At 40.5% G+C, this 17,877-nt stretch carries 11 protein-coding genes; 9 read left to right on the top strand and 2 right to left on the bottom strand.

Annotated features, from left to right (window positions below; all coding sequences use genetic code 11):
- Window positions 1–15: 15 nt before the first annotated feature.
- The 4 genes from MSI_RS05845 to MSI_RS05830 all read left to right on the top strand — a co-directional run bounded on the left by MSI_RS05845 (window position 16) and on the right by MSI_RS05830 (window position 4,409).
- Window positions 16–1,011: a tRNA-dihydrouridine synthase family protein gene (locus MSI_RS05845; protein ID WP_009104671.1), complete on the top strand. Its 996-nt coding sequence runs from the start codon at window positions 16–18 to the stop codon at window positions 1,009–1,011.
- Window positions 1,012–1,038: 27 nt separating this feature from the next.
- Entirely contained in the window at window positions 1,039–1,965 is a 927-nt protein-coding gene (locus MSI_RS05840) for a hypothetical protein (protein WP_155815502.1), read from the top strand.
- A gap of 81 nt (window positions 1,966–2,046) precedes the next feature.
- Window positions 2,047–3,528: a glycine--tRNA ligase gene (locus tag MSI_RS05835; protein WP_009104667.1), complete on the top strand. Its 1,482-nt coding sequence runs from the start codon at window positions 2,047–2,049 to the stop codon at window positions 3,526–3,528.
- 119 nt (window positions 3,529–3,647) lie between these two features.
- Entirely contained in the window at window positions 3,648–4,409 is a 762-nt protein-coding gene (locus tag MSI_RS05830) for an aldo/keto reductase (RefSeq protein ID WP_009104664.1), read from the top strand.
- A gap of 11 nt (window positions 4,410–4,420) precedes the next feature.
- On the opposite strand, the gene MSI_RS05825 is transcribed toward MSI_RS05830, so the two are convergent.
- Window positions 4,421–5,845: an HD-GYP domain-containing protein gene (locus tag MSI_RS05825; RefSeq protein ID WP_009104662.1), complete on the bottom strand. Its 1,425-nt coding sequence runs from the start codon at window positions 5,843–5,845 to the stop codon at window positions 4,421–4,423.
- A gap of 306 nt (window positions 5,846–6,151) precedes the next feature.
- Between MSI_RS05825 and MSI_RS05820 the strand changes: the two genes are divergently transcribed.
- Both MSI_RS05820 and MSI_RS05815 read left to right on the top strand, forming a co-directional pair.
- Window positions 6,152–6,817 carry a DUF4912 domain-containing protein gene (locus MSI_RS05820; RefSeq protein WP_009104660.1) on the top strand — a complete coding sequence of 222 codons (666 nt, stop codon included), beginning with the start codon at window positions 6,152–6,154 and terminating at the stop codon, window positions 6,815–6,817.
- 23 nt (window positions 6,818–6,840) lie between these two features.
- Window positions 6,841–8,436 carry a 1,4-alpha-glucan branching protein domain-containing protein gene (locus tag MSI_RS05815; RefSeq protein WP_009104658.1) on the top strand — a complete coding sequence of 532 codons (1,596 nt, stop codon included), beginning with the start codon at window positions 6,841–6,843 and terminating at the stop codon, window positions 8,434–8,436.
- A gap of 179 nt (window positions 8,437–8,615) precedes the next feature.
- On the opposite strand, the gene MSI_RS05810 is transcribed toward MSI_RS05815, so the two are convergent.
- Window positions 8,616–9,911, bottom strand: coding sequence for a UPF0164 family protein (locus MSI_RS05810; RefSeq protein ID WP_009104655.1), 1,296 nt, complete (start codon window positions 9,909–9,911; stop codon window positions 8,616–8,618).
- 117 nt (window positions 9,912–10,028) lie between these two features.
- On the opposite strand from MSI_RS05810, the gene MSI_RS05805 reads away from it, so the two are divergent.
- From MSI_RS05805 to MSI_RS05795, 3 genes are read left to right on the top strand one after another with little or no spacing between them, the layout of a single operon-like run.
- Window positions 10,029–12,533 (top strand): hypothetical protein, encoded by a 2,505-nt coding sequence (locus tag MSI_RS05805; protein ID WP_009104653.1) that lies wholly within the window; start codon window positions 10,029–10,031, stop codon window positions 12,531–12,533.
- The gene (locus MSI_RS05800) at window positions 12,526–13,179 is read left to right on the top strand and encodes a hypothetical protein (protein WP_009104651.1); all 654 of its coding nucleotides are present in this window, start codon (window positions 12,526–12,528) and stop codon (window positions 13,177–13,179) included. The genes MSI_RS05805 and MSI_RS05800 overlap by 8 nt, the downstream gene beginning before the upstream one ends.
- 5 nt (window positions 13,180–13,184) lie before the next feature.
- A complete protein-coding gene (locus tag MSI_RS05795; RefSeq protein WP_192807740.1) occupies window positions 13,185–17,828 on the top strand; it encodes a SpoIIE family protein phosphatase in 4,644 nt (1,547 codons plus the stop codon).
- Window positions 17,829–17,877 lie beyond the last annotated feature (49 nt).

Below are 17,877 nucleotides of genomic sequence, written 5' to 3'. Positions count from 1 at the left end.
ATATACACTAGAAGCATGAAATTGATAAGCGGTCCAATGGCAACTATTTCTCATCCTGCCTTTAGAATTTTAATAGAAAAGTTTGGAGGCTGTGATGAATATTTTACAGAGATGATTAATGCAGGAACCCTGCTTACCGGCGGCCAGTTTGAAAAGTTTTATATAAACCCTGCTCCTCTGCCTGAAAAAGTTGTCTGGCAGCTTACAGGACACGATGCTGAACATATGGAAAAGGCTGCAGAAGTTTTATGCGCTCTTCCGGGGCTTGGCCTTGATATTAATATGGGCTGTTCTGCTCCTGATATTTACCGCTACGGGGCTGGAATTGCCTGGATGCTTAAGCCCCGCGAAGAAACTGAAGAAATGGTAAAAAAGGTCGGCAGGGTAGTGGAAGAATGGAATAAATCTGCAGCTCCTGAAATGAAAAAACGCTTTTCTGTAAAGCTTCGTCTTGGTGATGATAATTTTACAGACGAGGGATTTTTTTCTTTCTGCGATATGCTTGTTGCAAACGGTGTGGAACTTTTAACCCTGCATCCTCGTACAAAAAAAGAAAAACTTACCCGGCCTGCCCGTTATTTTTACTGTCAGAAGCTTTGCCAACGCTATCCTGATCTTCCGGTTTACCTAAATGGTAACGTGAAGGACGAAGCCAGCCTTAAAAATGCCCTTACTGCAGCGCCGGATGTAAAAGGCGTGATGATTTCCCGGGCCTGCGTACAAAAACCCTGGATTTTCAGGGAACTGAAAAAGGAAGAAGGGGAACTTTCTGTTAATATGAAGCAGCTGGCCCTTGCTTACATTTCTGATATAGAAAAATATCAGCCGCCTGAGTTCTGGAAAACCCGTCTCCAGCGCTTTTTTACATATTTTTGCGATAATTTTAAGTTTGCCCATTATGCCCAGACTCAATTTTTGAATGCAAAAGATAATGATGATTTGCGTGCCCGTATAGAAGAGTTTTTTAATAAATGCCCGGAAGAGGAAGAAAAAACTTTTTGTAAATTGTAACAAGCTGTGGTATCATATAATATGGCTATGAGTGAAGACAACGTTGCAACACCTTCGCGGGAAAACCCTAAGTTTGGCCGCAAGATATTTTTTCTAAATCCGCCTCTCTCTTTTGATAAAGGTATAATTGAACCTCTCAGAGATGAGGAGTACGAAATCTACGTACTCCCGGATATTCCTTCGACTAAGCCTATTATGATGGAAAATCAGGATGCAATGCTCTTTATTAACATAGACCACACAATGACCTTTAAGCAGTGGTTTAATTACATCCTTTCTTATAGAGATGATCCTACTCTGCGTACGATTTTTATCGGGGTTGTTTCTGAACGTGCCACAACAAGCGACCAGCAGCTCTTTCTTGAACATCTAACCCTTCAGTGCGGTTTTCATATTATAAGTTCGTCTACCTCAATTCTGCTTAAGAATTTTGAAAAGATTCTGGAATTGAACGGTGCTAAAGGTAACCGAAAGTATATTCGTCTTGACTGTAAGGATATTAAGGTTATTTCTGCCTGCTTTATTAATGATAACAAGCTTTACGAAATTCAGATTAACAACATCAGCTCTGTAGGTTTTGCCTGCACCTTTGATGAAAAAAGCGCCCACCTTTTTAAAGAGAACGCTGTCTTCAATAATATTTCCTTTACCTTCGGGCGAACGACTATTGTCTGTCCTTCGGTTGTATTCCGTATTATGGACAGCACTGCGGTATTCCTTTTCACAAATGCCATGCCGCTAAGATATAAGGACGCAATCAGATCATTTATTCACACAGTTTTGATTAAGAAATTTGATATTCACGCTAAGAATATAATGATGAAGGATATGACTAACTATCCTAACGTTATTGATATGTCTGCCATCATTATGGCCAAGGAAGCTGAAAAGAATACTGAAGTATTTGATGGAGATACGGACTTCGGTAATCTTGAAAATGTTGACGAGCCTTAACTATTTTCCTTTTTTATGATATGTTTTTTCCATTAAATTAATTCACGCGGCGCAAACCGGCGTCGCAAAAGGAATGTAAAAATGGCAGACACAAAAGACACACATGCATGTACATTGGACAAAATCATTTCGCTTTGTAAAAGACGTGGTTTTGTATATCAGGCTTCAGAAATTTACGGCGGTCAGGCCGGCGCATGGGATTACGGTCCTCTTGGCGTAGAATTCAAAAGAAACATTCAGAACGAATGGTGGCATTACATGACTCAGCTTCATGATGATGTTGTTGGACTTGATTCAGCAATTTTCCAGCACCACACAACATGGAAGGCTTCTGGTCACGTTGATCACTTTTCTGACCCTATGATTGACTGTCTGGAGTGTCAGGCTCGTCACCGTGCAGATAAACTTATTGAAGACTTTGTTGCAGCTAATCCTGACAAAGCACCTGGAAAACCAGTTGATACAATGTCACACGAAGAAATGAAAGAGTACATTGACGCAAACATCAACTGTCCTACCTGCGGAAGCAAAGAACGCAAATATACAGCAGTCCGCGAATTTAACCTTATGTTTAAAACATATCAGGGACCAATTGCTGATGAATCTCACCTTATTTACCTTCGTCCAGAAACATGTCAGGGTATTTTTACAGACTTCAAGAACATCGTTCAGTCTAACCGCATGAAAGTACCATTTGGTGTTGCTCAGGTTGGTAAATCTTTCCGTAACGAAATCATCTTTAAGAACTTTATTTTCCGCACCTGCGAATTCGAGCAGATGGAAATGGAATATTTCTGTAAACCTGGTACAGAAGATGAAACATTCGAGCGCTGGAGAAAAGACCGCTGGCAGTTCTATTTGAAGTACGGTATCCCTGAAAAACAGCTTAAATGGCACCACCACGACAAGCTTGCTCACTACGCTAAAGACGCTTACGATATTACATATAACTTCCCAATCGGATTTGAAGAGATTGAAGGTATTCACAGCCGTACTGACTTTGACCTTAGCCAGCACATGGAATACTCAAAGAAGGATATGTCTTATATCGATCAGGAAGACGGCAACAAACGCTACGTTCCATACGTAATCGAAACTTCTGCCGGTCTTAACCGCAACTTCCTTATGTTCCTCTGCGAAGCTTACGAAGAGCAGAACGTTGGTACAGACGGAAAAGAAGATTACCGTACAGTTCTTCACCTTGACCCACGTCTTGCACCAATCACTGTTGCAGTACTTCCATTGATGAAAAAAGACGGTCTTGCAGAAAAGGCTAAGGAAATCCAGCACTTGTTGAAGGAAGACTTTGTAACTGACTACGATACTTCAGGAACTGTAGGTAAACGCTACCGCCGCCAGGACGAAGTTGGTACTCCTTTCTGTGTAACTGTAGACTACGACACAATTCAGGAAACAAAAGAAGACGGTTCAAAGAACGAACTCTTCAACACTGTTACAGTCCGCTACCGCGACAGCATGGAACAGGAACGCGTTTCTCTGGATGACCTGGTATTCTTCATTCAGAAGGCTATTAAAAACTATAAGCCGGTAGAAAGAGCTTAGTAAAAAATGGGCTGTGGGACGCAGGCGGAAATTAGGGGGGAACCCGTGAGGGGGTGGTACCCTGATTTACGCCGTCGCTGGGACCCGCAGACCATTTTTTTTGGCAGGATGATTTTTATATGGACTACATAAGACTTGGTAAAACTAATGCTTTAATTTCCCGTGTGGCCTTTGGCGCAATGCGTCTTTTAGACAGCGAAGGCGAAAACAACGCCGGCGCCATTGTCCGCAAGGCCTACGATGCAGGAATTAATTTTTTTGATACTTCCCGTAAAACTCCGGAAACAGAAAAACTTCTGGGAGATGCCCTTTACGATATCAGAAAAAACGTATTCCTTTCTACAACTACAGCTTCTACAAGCGCAGAAGAAATTAAAGAAGACCTTGAAACAAGTCTTATGACCCTCCACTGTGATACCGTTGACCTTTATCAGTTTGAAACAGAGGATTTTCTTCCTTTGCCTGATGGGGAAGACGGTATCTACAAGCTTTTTATGAGCTTCAAGGCAGAAAACAAGGCAAAAAGCATAGGAATTGTTACTACAAACTTTGACCTTGCTAAAAAAGCCGTAGAATCTGACCTTTATGACACAATCCAGTTTCCTTTCAGCATGGTAAGCCCTGATGAATCTGTAGAAATTGTTAAGCTTTGCGAAGAGCATGATATGGGCTTTATTGCAATGCAGCCACTTGGAGGTGGAATCATTCAGAATATTCCGCTGGCCTTCGGCTTCTTACACCAGTACGAAAGTGTAATTCCTATCTGGGGAGTACAGACTCAGGAAGAACTGGAACAGATTTTGTATTTTTACGAGCATCCGCCGGTAATTGATGAAAAGTTTAAGGCAGATGTAGATCAGATCAGAAACTTCTTTAATTAATTTTCAGAAATTTACTCAAACATACTGATATCAACTTCTTCTGTGCTGTTTTCGGACGACTGTCCCGCAGACGGAGAAGAAGCTGCAGCGCTTACAGAAACCTTTTCAAGGCTTGCAATGCTCTGTGCCTTTTGAATTACAGGCTTCTGGGCAGAAGCGGTGTTTACAGCTACTTCGTTATTTTGGGCAATCTTTTTTGCCTGATCCATTGCGCTTTCTTTTGATTCAACAACCTTAAGAATATCCTCTTTTTCCTGCTTTGAAAGAATACGGAGAATTGAAAGCTCTGGGGAAGTCTGAATTGTTTTTGGAGAACCATCAGCTTCCTTTTCTGTAATCATCTGAACAATAGGACACTTCGGATTTTTCTGATTTGAATCAATTACTACACCAATTTTTCGGTTAGAAAGATAAACGTAAGTTCCGATAGGGTAGAGGGAAACTGTATAAAGAAGGGCCTTTAATACTACATCATCATAGGCTCTTTCCCTGTTCTGAATCATTTCCAGAAGGGCATCAAAAGTTGTTCTTTCATCCTTATAGGTGCGGGGAGAAGAAATTGCTTCGTATGAGCAGGCAACTGAAATAATTTTTGCTATCGGTTCGATTTTTTCTCCCGGAAGACGGCGGGGATAACCCATACCGTTCTCTTTTTCGTGGTGTTCGAGAACTCCCAGCTGAACCGGAATAGGGAAGTTCAAATCCTTAATGATTGTGTAGCCGAATACTGTGTGGCGTGAAATCTGAGCCCTCTGACCGGAAGTTAGCTTTTTTGAAGTATTATAAAGCTGAGGAGGAAGACGCAGCATTCCTATTTCATGAAGGATGCAGGTTACGCCAAGGTCAATCATTTTGGAAAGCGGCATTTTCAGCTGCTGGGCGATTGCAATTGCAAATACTGTTGTGCGCATTGCGTGAACGACAATAAAGTTTCTGTCCGATTCCTTTGGATTCTGTGCAAGGCGAAGAATGTAGCGGCGGTTTTCCTTGATAAAAACGCAGAGCTGCTGAACGGCATCTGATAAATCTGCCTGGTCTATTACCTTGTGGGTAGAATAATGAGTAAAAACACGTTCAATGTAGTTCATGTATTCTTCATATACTTCATGAACTGAATTAAGGCGGGCTTTTTCGCTGCTGTCAAAAATAGACTGCTTTGAATTTTCAATAACCTTTTTAATATTTACGCTGATTTTTTCTTCTGTATGCTGAATTACAGAAGAAGGTTCAAGTTCAATAGGTGTTTCTTCTATTTCGCCGCCAATACTTAAATTACCGTCGCAAAGAATGTGTTCAACATTCCAGGTTTTAAGAGCCTTTATAAGGCTTTCGTTAACGTCAGCACCTTTTGGCAGCAATAAAAAGCTGCTGTCCAGGAGGAGATCGCCGGTAAAAGAGGAATTTGGTTTTAGTGAGTCAATCGAAAGCGTTTCCATGCTTTTTTTTTTACATTATATTATCGGTAATTATACCATAAAAGTTTATAATGAACAAAAAAAAAGGCTGAAAAACCTCACACGTTTTTCAGCCCCTATAAGTAAACAAAAAAGGAATTTTTTAATCAGGTGTCTGGATGTCTTACCCACCCGAAGTTCATCCCCATTAATTTTATTATCGGGGATTAGGTTTTTGACTTTAGTAAATTTTCAAAAAAAATTATAAATTTTTGAAATATTTTCAGCTTAAGCTTTAAGAAACGCAGTTGACTAATAATGGATTTTTAGAGATTATTAACAACAATTATGGACGAAAAACAGATTAGCCGTGCTTACTTAGAAACACTTTCGTTTTCAGATCTGAGTGTTTTAGCTGATAGATTTGGAGTAGATGTTCCTGTTGATTTGGACAGGCGCTTTTTAATTGCAGAACTCCTGGAAATTAATGAGGAATTAAATCAGAGCCAGGAAGATATGGTGGTTGCCCAGCATTCTGAAGATGATCTTCAGGACTTCAAGCTTCCCCACAATTATAACGAAACTCAGGTTTCCTGCGTACTTGCAAATCCTGCCTGGCTTTTTGTTTTCTGGAATATCGGTGATTCTGACTTCCATTCCCTTAAAAAACTTGGAAATTACACTTTAAAACTTAGAATCTGTACTTTGGAATCTTCTAAAGACGCTCTGCCTGTTGAAGCTTTTGAAATTCAGACAGTAAATGAAAGTCAGGAGCAGTTTGTCCTTCTTCCTACAGGTAAAAAATACATTAAAGTTGAACTTGTATATACAACAGCAACTTCCGGAAAGGTTCTTGCCTTTTCTCCAGTCATCTCAATTCCTCAGGGCGCTCCTATTCTTACAGATTTGCAGCTGGGCCGTGATGACGACAACTTCCCGGAAATCATCAAACTTTCGGGCATGAGCAAAATATTAAAAAATCAATATAAAAATTACAGACATTCTTTTTCATGATGCTGCAATAAGTGGATACTAAAATGAATAAAAATATAGCCTTTATCATCAAAGCAAATCAGGATTTTGTAAGACATACAGAAAGTGATGTAAAAAAGAATAAACCGATTTTAAACTCTTTCTTTGAGTCAATTTCGAATGTTTATCTTCCCCTTCTGGATATGCTGGATAATTTTGAAAAGGAAGGTCTTTTTGTAAAAGTAGGACTTGTCCTTCCTCCGGTTTTATGCAGCCTGCTTTCTGATGATGCAATTCAGACTCTTTATTCTTTGTGGCTTGATGAAAGAAATGAAGTTGGAAAGAACGAACTTTCCCGCAACTCAAGCGATTCTGTCCTGGTAAAAACAATTGAAAGTCAGATTGAACGCAATATCTATCTTAAAAAGCTTTTTGAAGAGACTTATAAAAAGGATTTGATTAAGGCTTTTGCTGATAATGCTAAAAAAGGCTATATCGAACTTTTGGGAACCTGCGGAACTGATATTTTCTTTCCTCATTATACAGACATGAAAGAAATTATTTCTGCTCAGGTAGAAAGCGGACTTCATTCATACCGTCAGATTTTCGGTTTTATTCCTGAAGGTTTCTGGCTTCCAGATTTTGGCTATACTCCGGGCGCTGAAAAACTGATTAAGGCTTACGGCTATTCCTACACTATTGTTGATGCCCGCTCCCTTCTTCTTGCTCAGAAAATGCCTTCAAAGGGAATTTTCTATCCTGTACGTACAGAAAACTCTCTGGCTCTTTTTGCCAATGACCCTGACTGCTATGATGACCTTTTTGATGAAGAAAATGGTTTTGTAAATGCTCCTGCTTACCGTAACGAAAAGCGCGATATTGGTTTTGAGCTTGAACTTGATGCATTGCAGCCTCTTATGGATAAGAATACTGCCCGCTTTGCAACAGGCTTTAAATACTGGAACAAGGATTTTTCTAAGGACGGCAGCGAAGGCTATTATTCTCAGGATGATGCTTTTGCTCAGGCAGAAAAAGATGCTGCTTCCTTTGTTGAAAAACGGGTACAGCTTTTGACTAAGGCTTCTGAAGCTGCTGGGGATTCTGATTTTATAAATCTTGTCTGCACCTTTAATTCTGATGATTTGAAGGGCTGGAACGAAAGCTATAAGTGGCTGGAATTTGTTTTAAGAAAGGTTATGCAGTCTGACCTGTCTCTTGTTTTCTGTAAAAATCTTCTGGAAAAACAGTATGAGCTTGAAAAGATTGCTCCGTATTTTTCTGCTGGAAACGGAACCGGCTATGGAGAAAACCTGCTTTCTAACCGTAACAGCTGGATGATGCGTTATGTACGCAAGGCTTGTGAAAGAATTGTTGACCTTTCTGACCGCTTCCCTAACGATACAGGTCTTAAGACCCGTCTTCTGAATCTGGGGGCAAAGGAACTGATGCTTGCTCAGAGCCTTAATCTTGCAAAAATGATTGAAAACGAAGATTATGCTGACTACGCAATCACTCGCTTTAAGGATTCAATTGAGGCCTTTACAATTGTTTTTGATTCCCTTGGCTCGAATACAGTCAGCACAGAGTGGCTTACAACCATAGAGATGAAAGATTCTTTCTTCCCTTGGATGAACTACAGAATTTTCAGTAAAAAGAAATAAAGTTGCAGGAAAATTAACTTCCGGTCGCAAAGCATGGTGCAAAACCGCGCGATATCGCGCTACACGCTGCTTGCGGCAAAGAAACTATTAGATTGGCCGCTTTTGCGGCCTCCACAAGCAGAGTGTTTTTGCCCCACGCTTTACTCCCTCACGTCAATTTTCTTGAAAAATATTTTTTCTTACTCAAACTTCAAGCTCTCTTTAATCTTTCTGAACATCTCGATTTCGCTCTGGGCGCTTTCTATGCCAAGTCGGGCGGGGTCGTAGCGTTTGTTAATTTTTAAAACTTCGTTCCACACGTCAATTGCTTCCTGCCATTTTCCCTGAGAGTAGAGGGCAAGGCCTTCGCGGTAAAGAAGGTCTATCTGCTCCTGAACTTTACTTCTTCCGTTATCACCAAAAAGGATTTTTGCCCCTATGCTGACACGGTTAAAGGGATTAAAGGAGGAGGTAAAATCAAGAGTGTAATTAAAATTAAGGCGCAGTTTGAAAACTTCAAATTCAAAACCTGTGCTGAAAGCCGGGGTAGCACCTTTAATCTGAAAGCCCGTCAGGAAGGAAAGGAATTTTGTAAACTGGACTTCTATTCCAAGACTTTCGTTAAGCATGTAAAAAGTGCCCGTCTGCAGATTTACAGGGATTTTTACGTCTACGCTGATGGTAATTGGCTTTATAAACTTTAAGGACAGCCCGCCTGCAAGGATTGTCGGAAGGGCATCATCAAGAACAATGCCTTTACTGCTGCCAAAGCCTGTAAAAGCTGCTCCCAGATTCATTACAGAAAGTCCAAAGCGGACATTTGCATCACGCGAAGAGTAGAATTTCAGGAAGTTGAACTGCAGCATAAGGCCAACATCTGCCATTACTGCAAGGGCACTTTGTTCAAGGCCGGAGCCTTCTATCAGGCTGTTAGTGTCGTTGTCTGTGTAGTCAGGCATTCCCCGCCAGCCGCCCTTTATGGTCATGCCAAGGGCAAGTCCTTTAAAATTATAGCCGGCTAAAAAGTTGTAGGAGGCATTTATTCCGCCAACTGTTTCTGTGTAGTAACTTCCTGCAACGCGGTCGCCGAAAAGGTTGTATTCGGTAAAGGGAACGTAAAAGCAGCTCAAAAAGGAACCTAAAGAAAAATTGGTTTTTCTTGTCGTAAAGGCGATTGTTTCCATTTTTGAATCAGCAATCCACTGGTTATGGTAAAGTGCCAGCTGAGTCTGATTCTGGATTGAACCCGCTGCAGGGTTAAACTGGAGGTAGCTTACGTCATCACAAAAGCCGGTATAGGCGCTGCCAAGGCTTTCTGTGCGTCCTCCAAAGGGAATTAAAAGAGAGCGGAAGGTTGTTGTTCCTTCATTTTGATCAATTCGGGTATAAAAAACATCAGAAAGGGCAGAGGTAACAGACGAGTAATCCAGCGCAAAAACTGAAAGCCGGATTGTTAAGAGAAAGCCTGTAATTAAAAAGCATCGTGCCATCTTCATGTTTTTCTTGTCTGTATGGTTTGTAAACTTTTTAAAGATTTTCTCTTTTTTCTCGGGCTTTTTACTACAATATATAAGTATAAATTCCGAAAATTATACATATAATATATACTATAAATGCCAAAAAAACTACTTTTTCTGACATTACTTTTTTTCCTCTTTTTTAAGCCTTTATCCCTTTTTTCTGCGGGAAAAGTCAGGGCAAAAAATTCTGATTTAAAACTTTCAAAGATAGATTCTCTTATCAAGCGTACCGAATATGATGAAGCGCTAAGACTTTTGAACGAATATATTGCCAATAATCCGGACAACTTTGATAATGCCCAGATCAGAATAAAACACATCATTAAGGCGCGAAAGGAATATTCAAAACTTGCGGACCGCCTTATTGATATGATTTTAAATGAGCCGGAAAACAACAAGGAAATCTACGAGATTATCGCCCAGCTTGAAAAATACGAGCGCCATCCTTCCGATGCAAACCTTCAGTTTATTGCCGATGTAAAAAAATCTGCCCAGTTTAACTATTTCCGCGCAGTTTTTACAGATATCCAGACTACAGCGGCCAGCCTTACAATGGCAGCGTCTTATGTCCAGGCTGTAGAAAAAATCAGGGAAGGCTTCTGGCTTTACAAGGATGATTTTTATGAGCAGTGGGAAAGAAGACCGGAATTTACCAGAAAAGCAGATGCTATTCTTTCTGACCTAGAAAAAAATCTGACCGCCTTTGAAGGCCGTGATTATGTCCAGAAGATTACGGAAAGCGTTCAGAAATTCATTCAGTATGTAAATGCAGATTCCTACAAGGAAGCCCTTGCGGTTTTCGGCGAGGTTCAGAGGCATTTTGCCGAGTTAAATCTTCTTCATCAGAAAATTAAAAAAGATTGTGATGATTTTGAAGCTCTTTTTGCCCAGGTAAAGGCTGTAGATAATGATGCTACCGATGCTTCTTATCTTCCCTTTATGATTCGTTATATCAAAGGACTTGATTCAATTCAGTCCAGCGGAATTAATGGAGTTATTACAGGCCTCTGGGATAAACTTTGTGCAAATATGAATGATGCAGTTTTTGCACAGCTTTCTGCACGTTATGAAAAATATTACGAGGCACTGAAGCCTGAAAGTCAGAATAAAAAGAATAATGCCGAACTTAACCTTTTTGATTATGCCGACCGGGTTTTGAATTACTGCATTCTTGAAAACCGTGTAACTGCACTTTATGAAATAAAATCTGGCCGCGATTCTACAGTAAATCCTCTTCATGATTACCGTATTCTGAGTGCTTATGCGGCAAATCTTGTAAATGAAACTCAGAATTTAAAATCTGCGCAAAATCAGCTTGAGCATATTAAAGATGAACAGACAGAATTGATTGCAAAAATGGGGCAGGAAAATCAGAATAAGGCAGAAATCATTAATTCCCTTTTTTCCATGACAGACCGCCTTTCTGCCCTTACCGGCCTTCAGTCTGAAAGGGAACTTTCAAATGCCTTATGGGCAAAGGATTATATTGAGCTTGGAGCAGAAAACTGGAAAAGTCTTTCGGACTATTATTCAGCTCTTCTTGCAGAGGTTTTTACAGAGGTTCAGAAAATTGATTCTGCTTCCTGGACTCAGATTTCCAGTTTTTACAGAAACCGTTCAGATTTTTATGTTTCAGAGGCCAGGGAACTCAATTCTACGGGTAAGTTCTTTAATGCAGGGCTTTTTGAAAAACTTACTCTAAAGCTTTCTTCGGATTTTAAGAAAAATGTAAAGCTTGCCAGAGAATATGCAGAAGGGCTTGAGGAAAATACAGCTTCAGACGGGCAGGAGGATTTTGAAATTGTCTATAATTATCCTGACATAGCCAAAGTCATATTTGAATATAATAATTCTCAGATTGATAAAAACATTCAGGATATAAATGCTGCGGATTCCCTTCTGGCAGGCTTTTTTGAAAAAAATCCAGACTGGGCAGGAGACCAGGAGATTTCCGGAATTGAGAGCGAAAATAAACGCTATTTTGCTACTAACATCAGCATTTTACAGGAACTTAAAAATCTGAATGCTGAGCAGACTGCAATCTGTGATTCAAAAATTCTTGCCGCAAGGCTTTCGCGTAATGAAGCCGATCTCCGTTATGATGAAGCGGAAAGTGCCTATAGGACAAAGAATTTTGCCCTTGCCCGTAAAAAGCTTCAGGATTCGCTTACAAAGTATGATGAATCGCTTGCAAATCAGGATGACCAGGAGCTGCGGCTTTCCTGCGATAAAAAACTTTCTGAACTTGCCGCTAAAATTACCCGGCTTGAAAATGAGCTTGTAGTTGTTGAAGTTCGAAACCTTAAAACTCTTGCAAAAGATGCCTATTTCAACGGCCGTTTTGATGATGCAGAAAAGTATCTTAATCAGGCTAAAACCCGCTGGGCTGATACAAATGCTACAGAAGATGAAGAAATTACAAACCTGATGACCTTTGTAAATACAGCGGTTTCAATGAATACAGGTCGCGAAATATTGCCAAGCTATCCTCAGTATCCGGAAATGTCTCAGCTTCTTGATATTTCCTACCAGTATTATGAATCGGGAAGGAAAAATATGCAGAAGGAAATAAAAAGAAGGGGAGGCAGATTTGAATAAGGCCCTTCAGAGTATTCAGAAGGTTCAGTATGTATATCCTTTGAATCAGGAAGCTTCTCTTTTGACCCTTAAAATTAACAAACTTAAGTCTCCTGAAAAATTCCGGGAAGAATTCAGCCAGAAAATTGAAGCAGCCCGCTTTATGTGCCGGGGAACCGAAACCCGCCGGGAAGGTTATGCAAATCTTCTGGATTATTATCAGCTGGAACCGGATTATCCGGGACTTAAAAGCCTTATTTACCAGACGGAAATTGATATTGGAATCAGAAAAAAGCCTGTCGACAATTCTGATCAGAAAAAGGCAAAGAATTTTTATAATGAAGCCCGTCAGATTTTTTCCGGGGCTGGAAATGACCGTGCTAAGCTGAATAATGCCCTTGCAAAAATCAATCAGAGTCTTGCCCTCAATTCTGACGATAAGGATGCAATGAAGCTGAAAGATCTGATTACAACCCGCATAGGAGGCAGCGCTTCAACCGTGCTTTCTACAGAAGACGAGCGGCTTTATCAGCTTGCAATTCAAAGACTTCAGAATAATAATATTTCCGGGGCAAATGCCATCGTTTCAAGACTTTTACAAAAACCGGAAAACGCTTATTCTCAAAAAATAAAGGAACTTAAGGTAAAAATAGACGCAAGATCATGATTCGTTTGAGCCGTGTAAAAAAACATCTGATAACTTTCTCAACTGCGCTTTTTATGCTTTTTGCAGGCAGACTTCCTTCTTTTGCAAAAGATTTTTACTGGGAAAATCCTGTAGCCATTACCCACGGTGATGCCCGCTTTCCTTCTGTTCAGAATACAGAAAGCGGCGGTCTTGTTTTCTGGCAGAATGTAGATACTTCAAAAAAGGAGATTTACATTTCCTGCAGAAGTTATAGGGCTCTTGGTGACTTTCATGATTCAGAAAATTTTGCAGGACCTTTCACCTATTCCGGAGACGAAGTACCATATATTTATACCTCAGCAACCCTCAAGTCCGGGCTTACTGCAGTAGCGGTTTTGAGTGCCAGCAATCAGATTTCAGTTTATACAAGTTCTGATTCCGGCTACAGCTGGAAATCCTGCCATATAAAAACCTCGGGCCTTATGGTTGCGCCCCGAATTTTTGCCGGCGGCGGTGAGAAAAAAGACCGCTTTAAGATGTTTATTTCGGCTGGTGAAGAAAATTCCTTTATGCTTTATGAAAGCGTATCTTCTGACGGACTTTCCTGGTCTAGTTTTGACCAGTTTAAGCCGGCTTCAAAACTGAGAAACCCTTTTCTGCCTTATCTTTCAACTATTGAAGGAAGCGATGCCGTTGTTTTTCAGGCTCAGTATGTAAATCCTGTAACGAGCAGAATTTCCTATCAGCTTTATCTTACCGTGCAGAATCCGGACGGCAGAAGCTGGGGAGAAACAACCTTAATTTCTGACAGGCAGTCTCTTTCTCTTCGTGATACCGGAGATTTTTATGATTATCAGAATCAGCGGCCTGTAATTTATAATTTTGAAGGCAGGGCAAATCTTTGCTGGGAAAGAACTTCAAAAAATAATACTTCCATCTGGTTTGCAGTCCTTAATAAAAAAGGGCTTGAGCCTATGACGAGTGAGGCAGTAACAAGCTCTGGAAATGCCTCCCGTGCCTTCCTTTTTGAATATGATCAGACCCTCTGCCTTTCCTGGTTTGATGACCGTAGGGGAAGGGAAGGGGCTTACATGGCCCAGAGAAAAGGAAGTTACTGGGAAGAAAATGCCCTTTGTGAAAACGACAATTCAAATCAGTTTGTAAATCCACTTATAATTTCTGATAAAAATTCTGTTAATGACGGGAAGAAAGTATTAACCTTCCTCTGGCAGCAGACTTCAAAAGCAAAAAGAAATTCCGTTGCCTTCCTTGCACCGGACAGAAGCGTGGCACTTCCTGTAATTATTCCTGTAAGTTTTAATAAAAATAAAAAATCTGCAAAAACTACGGTTGATTTTCAGGTTCAGCTTCCAAAAGATTCTTCTAATATTGCAGGCTATTCATATATCTGGACTCAGAATCCAGACCAACTTCCTCCAAAAACTGTTTCTCACTTTCCAAAAGAAACGAAAATCCGGACAAAGGCCCTGCTGGGGGACGGTTCTTATTATTTAATTCTTATTGCCCAGGATTATGCAGGAAACTGGTCTGCGCCTGCTCTTATGGAATACAGGCTTGATACTACGCCTCCACTTGCTCCTCAGCTTCCTCCTTCTCAAAATTGCGATAAATACGGCTTTTTGACTTCGAATACCTTCCGCCTGGAATGGGAGCGCTCTGAAAGTCAGGATGTGGTTTCCTATCTTTATCGTCTGGATTATGCCGGAGAAATCCCGGAAAAGCTTTTTCAGACGCCGGGACATGCAATAAAACTTGGCAGCGAAAGAATTGCGAGGGAAGTTGAGGCTTTAAATCAAAAATACAGTCCTCAGCTGGTTAAAAAAAGACGGATGAGCGGAAACGGCACTTTTTCTGCTTCCGGCTTAAAATCTCAGCAATTTAAAAACCTTTCAAACGGCGTTTATATTCTTGCGGTTTCTGCTGTGGATGAGGTTGGAAATGTAAGCCAGCCTTCCCAGGCTCTTGTTTTCCTGAACAAGTATAAGCCTTCGACCCTGGTTAATCACGCAGAGCTTAAAAAAGATGAGTACGGGGAGGACCAGCTTTCAATTTACGGAAGCGGTTTTACCTACGACGGCTCTGTAACCCGGATTATAATTGACCGGGATGGAAAAGCCCCTTACGATCTGGAACTCAGCGCTAAAAATAATCAGTTTAAGGTAATAAACGACCGTCTTATCTCAAAAATCCTTCTTGGAGGGGCAGAGTCTAATCTAGACGAAGGAAAATATAAGATTGGTATTTATCACACGGACCGCGGACTTTATTTTTCTGGTGCCCTGCTTAATATACAGCAGAGCGGAACCTTAAAAATTGAAGGCGAATATCAGAAGCCCCTTCGCTTTAAAAGTTTCAGCGACGTTCAGCACGCGGTGGCAATTGCCTTTGTCCTTATTTCAATCTTAATTATTTTTGCAGGCGTGATTTTGTCATCAATTCTTTCTAAATATACACTTTCTTTTTATGAAGAAGTTTCAAATAAGCTTATGGTAAAAAATCTTGTTAACGGAGGAAAAGTTCACATGAAAAGGAGATTTTCATTATTCCGTCCTTCCCTCAGAAAAAAACTTGTGGGCTTTACATTCAGCCTGATTATTGTTGTCGTAATGGGCGTTTCACTTCTTACAGGTCGAAATAATATTTACCTGCATGCCCAGACTCTTGCAAACGGACTTGAAAACCGTACTCATGTTCTGCTGGAAAGCTTAAGTTCCGGTGTTAAAAATTTCTTCCCGGCAAATAACCTTCTTGAACTTACAGCCTTGCCGCGTCAGAAGGATGCAATGGTCGAAGTTGAATATGTTACGATTCTTGGTCAGCCTATGAATTCAACTTCAAGCGAAAATCTACGTTATGTATGGGCTTCAAATGACCCTGATATTCTTTCAAAAATTGATACTGTTGAACTTTCCTATGGACGCTCTCAAATAACTGATGAAGGATTCCTTCAGATTCTGGAGGAACTTTCTCCTATTGATAACTGGGTCAGCCAGAGTGAGCAGGAACTTTCTGATAAAATCGAGGAACTTTCCCGTCAGGCAGACAGTCTTTACGGACAGGGTAATGAGGAAGCTTTTACTCAGGCTGAATATATTTCGGAAGGTCTTGTAAGGCTTAGAGACAAGATTGATACGGATCTGCTTCATATTGCCCAGAATGCAACCGGCTCATATCCTCATTTTGACCCTTCAAATCTGAATTATGAAAACACCGATTATACTTTCTATCGGCCGGTTTTATATAGAAGGGGAACTTCAAATAATTATGTTCACGCAGTTATCCTTGTAAAGCTTTCTACCCAGACCCTTGTTGATTCTGTGGTTGCGGAAACAAAGGGAATTATTGTATTCGGCTCTGTGATTACTGTAATTGCCCTCCTGATAGGAATTTTCGGAGCTTCTTTATTTGCCATGATTATTGTGCATCCTGTCAGACAGCTTGAAAGACACGTTCAGTTAATTGGCCGCACAAAGAATAAGCTCAATCTTAAAGGAAAGGACATTCATATCCGCTCTAAGGATGAGATAGGCCGCCTTGGGGATGCTGTAAATTACATGACCCACGAACTTGTTGCCGTTGCCGAAGAAGAAGCTCTTACAATGGACGGTAAAGCGGTTCAGAATGCCTTCCTCCCGCTTACCAGCGACGATTTTAATAATAAAAAAACAACTGCCCAGTATAAGGATGACCAGGTTGAATGCTTTGGTTACTACGAGGGTGAATCCGGAGTTTCCGGCGACTATTTTGATTACCGCCGCCTGGACAAGGAGTGGTTTGTTGCAATTAAATGTGATGCTTCGGGACACGGAATTCCTGCGGCTATCATTATGACCGTTGTTGCCACAATCTTCCGCCGCTATTTTGACCACTGGACTTTCAAGCACGACGGCTCAAATATCAACCGCGTAGTTGACCAGATTAATGATTTTATCGAAAAACTCGGGCTTAAAGGTAAGTTTGCAACCCTGATAATCTGTCTTATTAACCTTAAAACTGGCGAACTCTACACCTGCAATGCCGGCGACCGTATTTTCCACATATTTGAAGCTTCTTCAAGAAAAATAAAAACCGTCACTCTGGCTTCTGCACCGACCGCGGGAGTTTTCTCTAACGATTTACTTCAGATGAGGGGTGGTTTTGCCGTAGAAAAGCATCATTTGAATAAAGGCGATGTTTTATATCTCTATACTGACGGTATTGAAGAATCTACCCGCCGTGTCCGCGAGCCTGACTTTACTGTAAAACGGGCTGAAATAAACGGGAAAATTGATGATGTTAAGGAAGAATTTGGAACAGAAAGAATTACTTCTATTATTGAATCAGTTTTAAACCGAAAGGATTATGAATTAACCAAGCTTGAAAATCCTCGTGCAGATGAAAAACTCAGTTTTAATTTTACAAAGGCTGCCGGAACAATTGAAGATTCAATTATTGCCCTTGCTTCCTGCGAAAAAGTTTTCCGCATGTATAAAACTCCTCTTGTTCCTCAGACTGAATATGTTCGGGTTGATAAAAAAATAGATAATTTCTTAAAAGAATATTTTTCCCGCTATGATTTCTATGCTGCTGCTACGGAAACAGGGGAGACTAACTATGTTGATTATAATCAGGTGCTGGAAGATGAACAGTCTGATGATTTGACGCTTTTAGCAATAAAAAGACTTTGAAAAATCTGAAAAAGGGCATTATATTATTTTATATACTTATTGAGAGGTG

The organism is Treponema sp. JC4, assembly GCF_000260795.1.
In the GTDB taxonomy this organism is placed as follows: Bacteria; Spirochaetota; Spirochaetia; order Treponematales; family Treponemataceae; genus Treponema_D.
This window is presented reverse-complemented; position numbering and strand designations above follow the sequence as displayed.

Bases quoted from the DNA above. Each gene is read 5' to 3' on its own strand.
- MSI_RS05835 (WP_009104667.1), top strand. From the start codon at position 2,047: ATGGCAGACACAAAAGACACACATGCATGTACATTGGACAAAATCATT.
- MSI_RS05845 (WP_009104671.1), top strand. From the start codon at position 16: ATGAAATTGATAAGCGGTCCAATGGCAACTATTTCTCATCCTGCCTTT.
- MSI_RS05840 (WP_155815502.1), top strand. From the start codon at position 1,039: ATGAGTGAAGACAACGTTGCAACACCTTCGCGGGAAAACCCTAAGTTT.
- MSI_RS05815 (WP_009104658.1), top strand. From the start codon at position 6,841: ATGAATAAAAATATAGCCTTTATCATCAAAGCAAATCAGGATTTTGTA.
- MSI_RS05830 (WP_009104664.1), top strand. From the start codon at position 3,648: ATGGACTACATAAGACTTGGTAAAACTAATGCTTTAATTTCCCGTGTG.
- MSI_RS05820 (WP_009104660.1), top strand. From the start codon at position 6,152: ATGGACGAAAAACAGATTAGCCGTGCTTACTTAGAAACACTTTCGTTT.
- MSI_RS05805 (WP_009104653.1), top strand. From the start codon at position 10,029: ATGCCAAAAAAACTACTTTTTCTGACATTACTTTTTTTCCTCTTTTTT.
- MSI_RS05825 (WP_009104662.1), bottom strand. From the start codon at position 5,845: ATGGAAACGCTTTCGATTGACTCACTAAAACCAAATTCCTCTTTTACC.
- MSI_RS05810 (WP_009104655.1), bottom strand. From the start codon at position 9,911: ATGAAGATGGCACGATGCTTTTTAATTACAGGCTTTCTCTTAACAATC.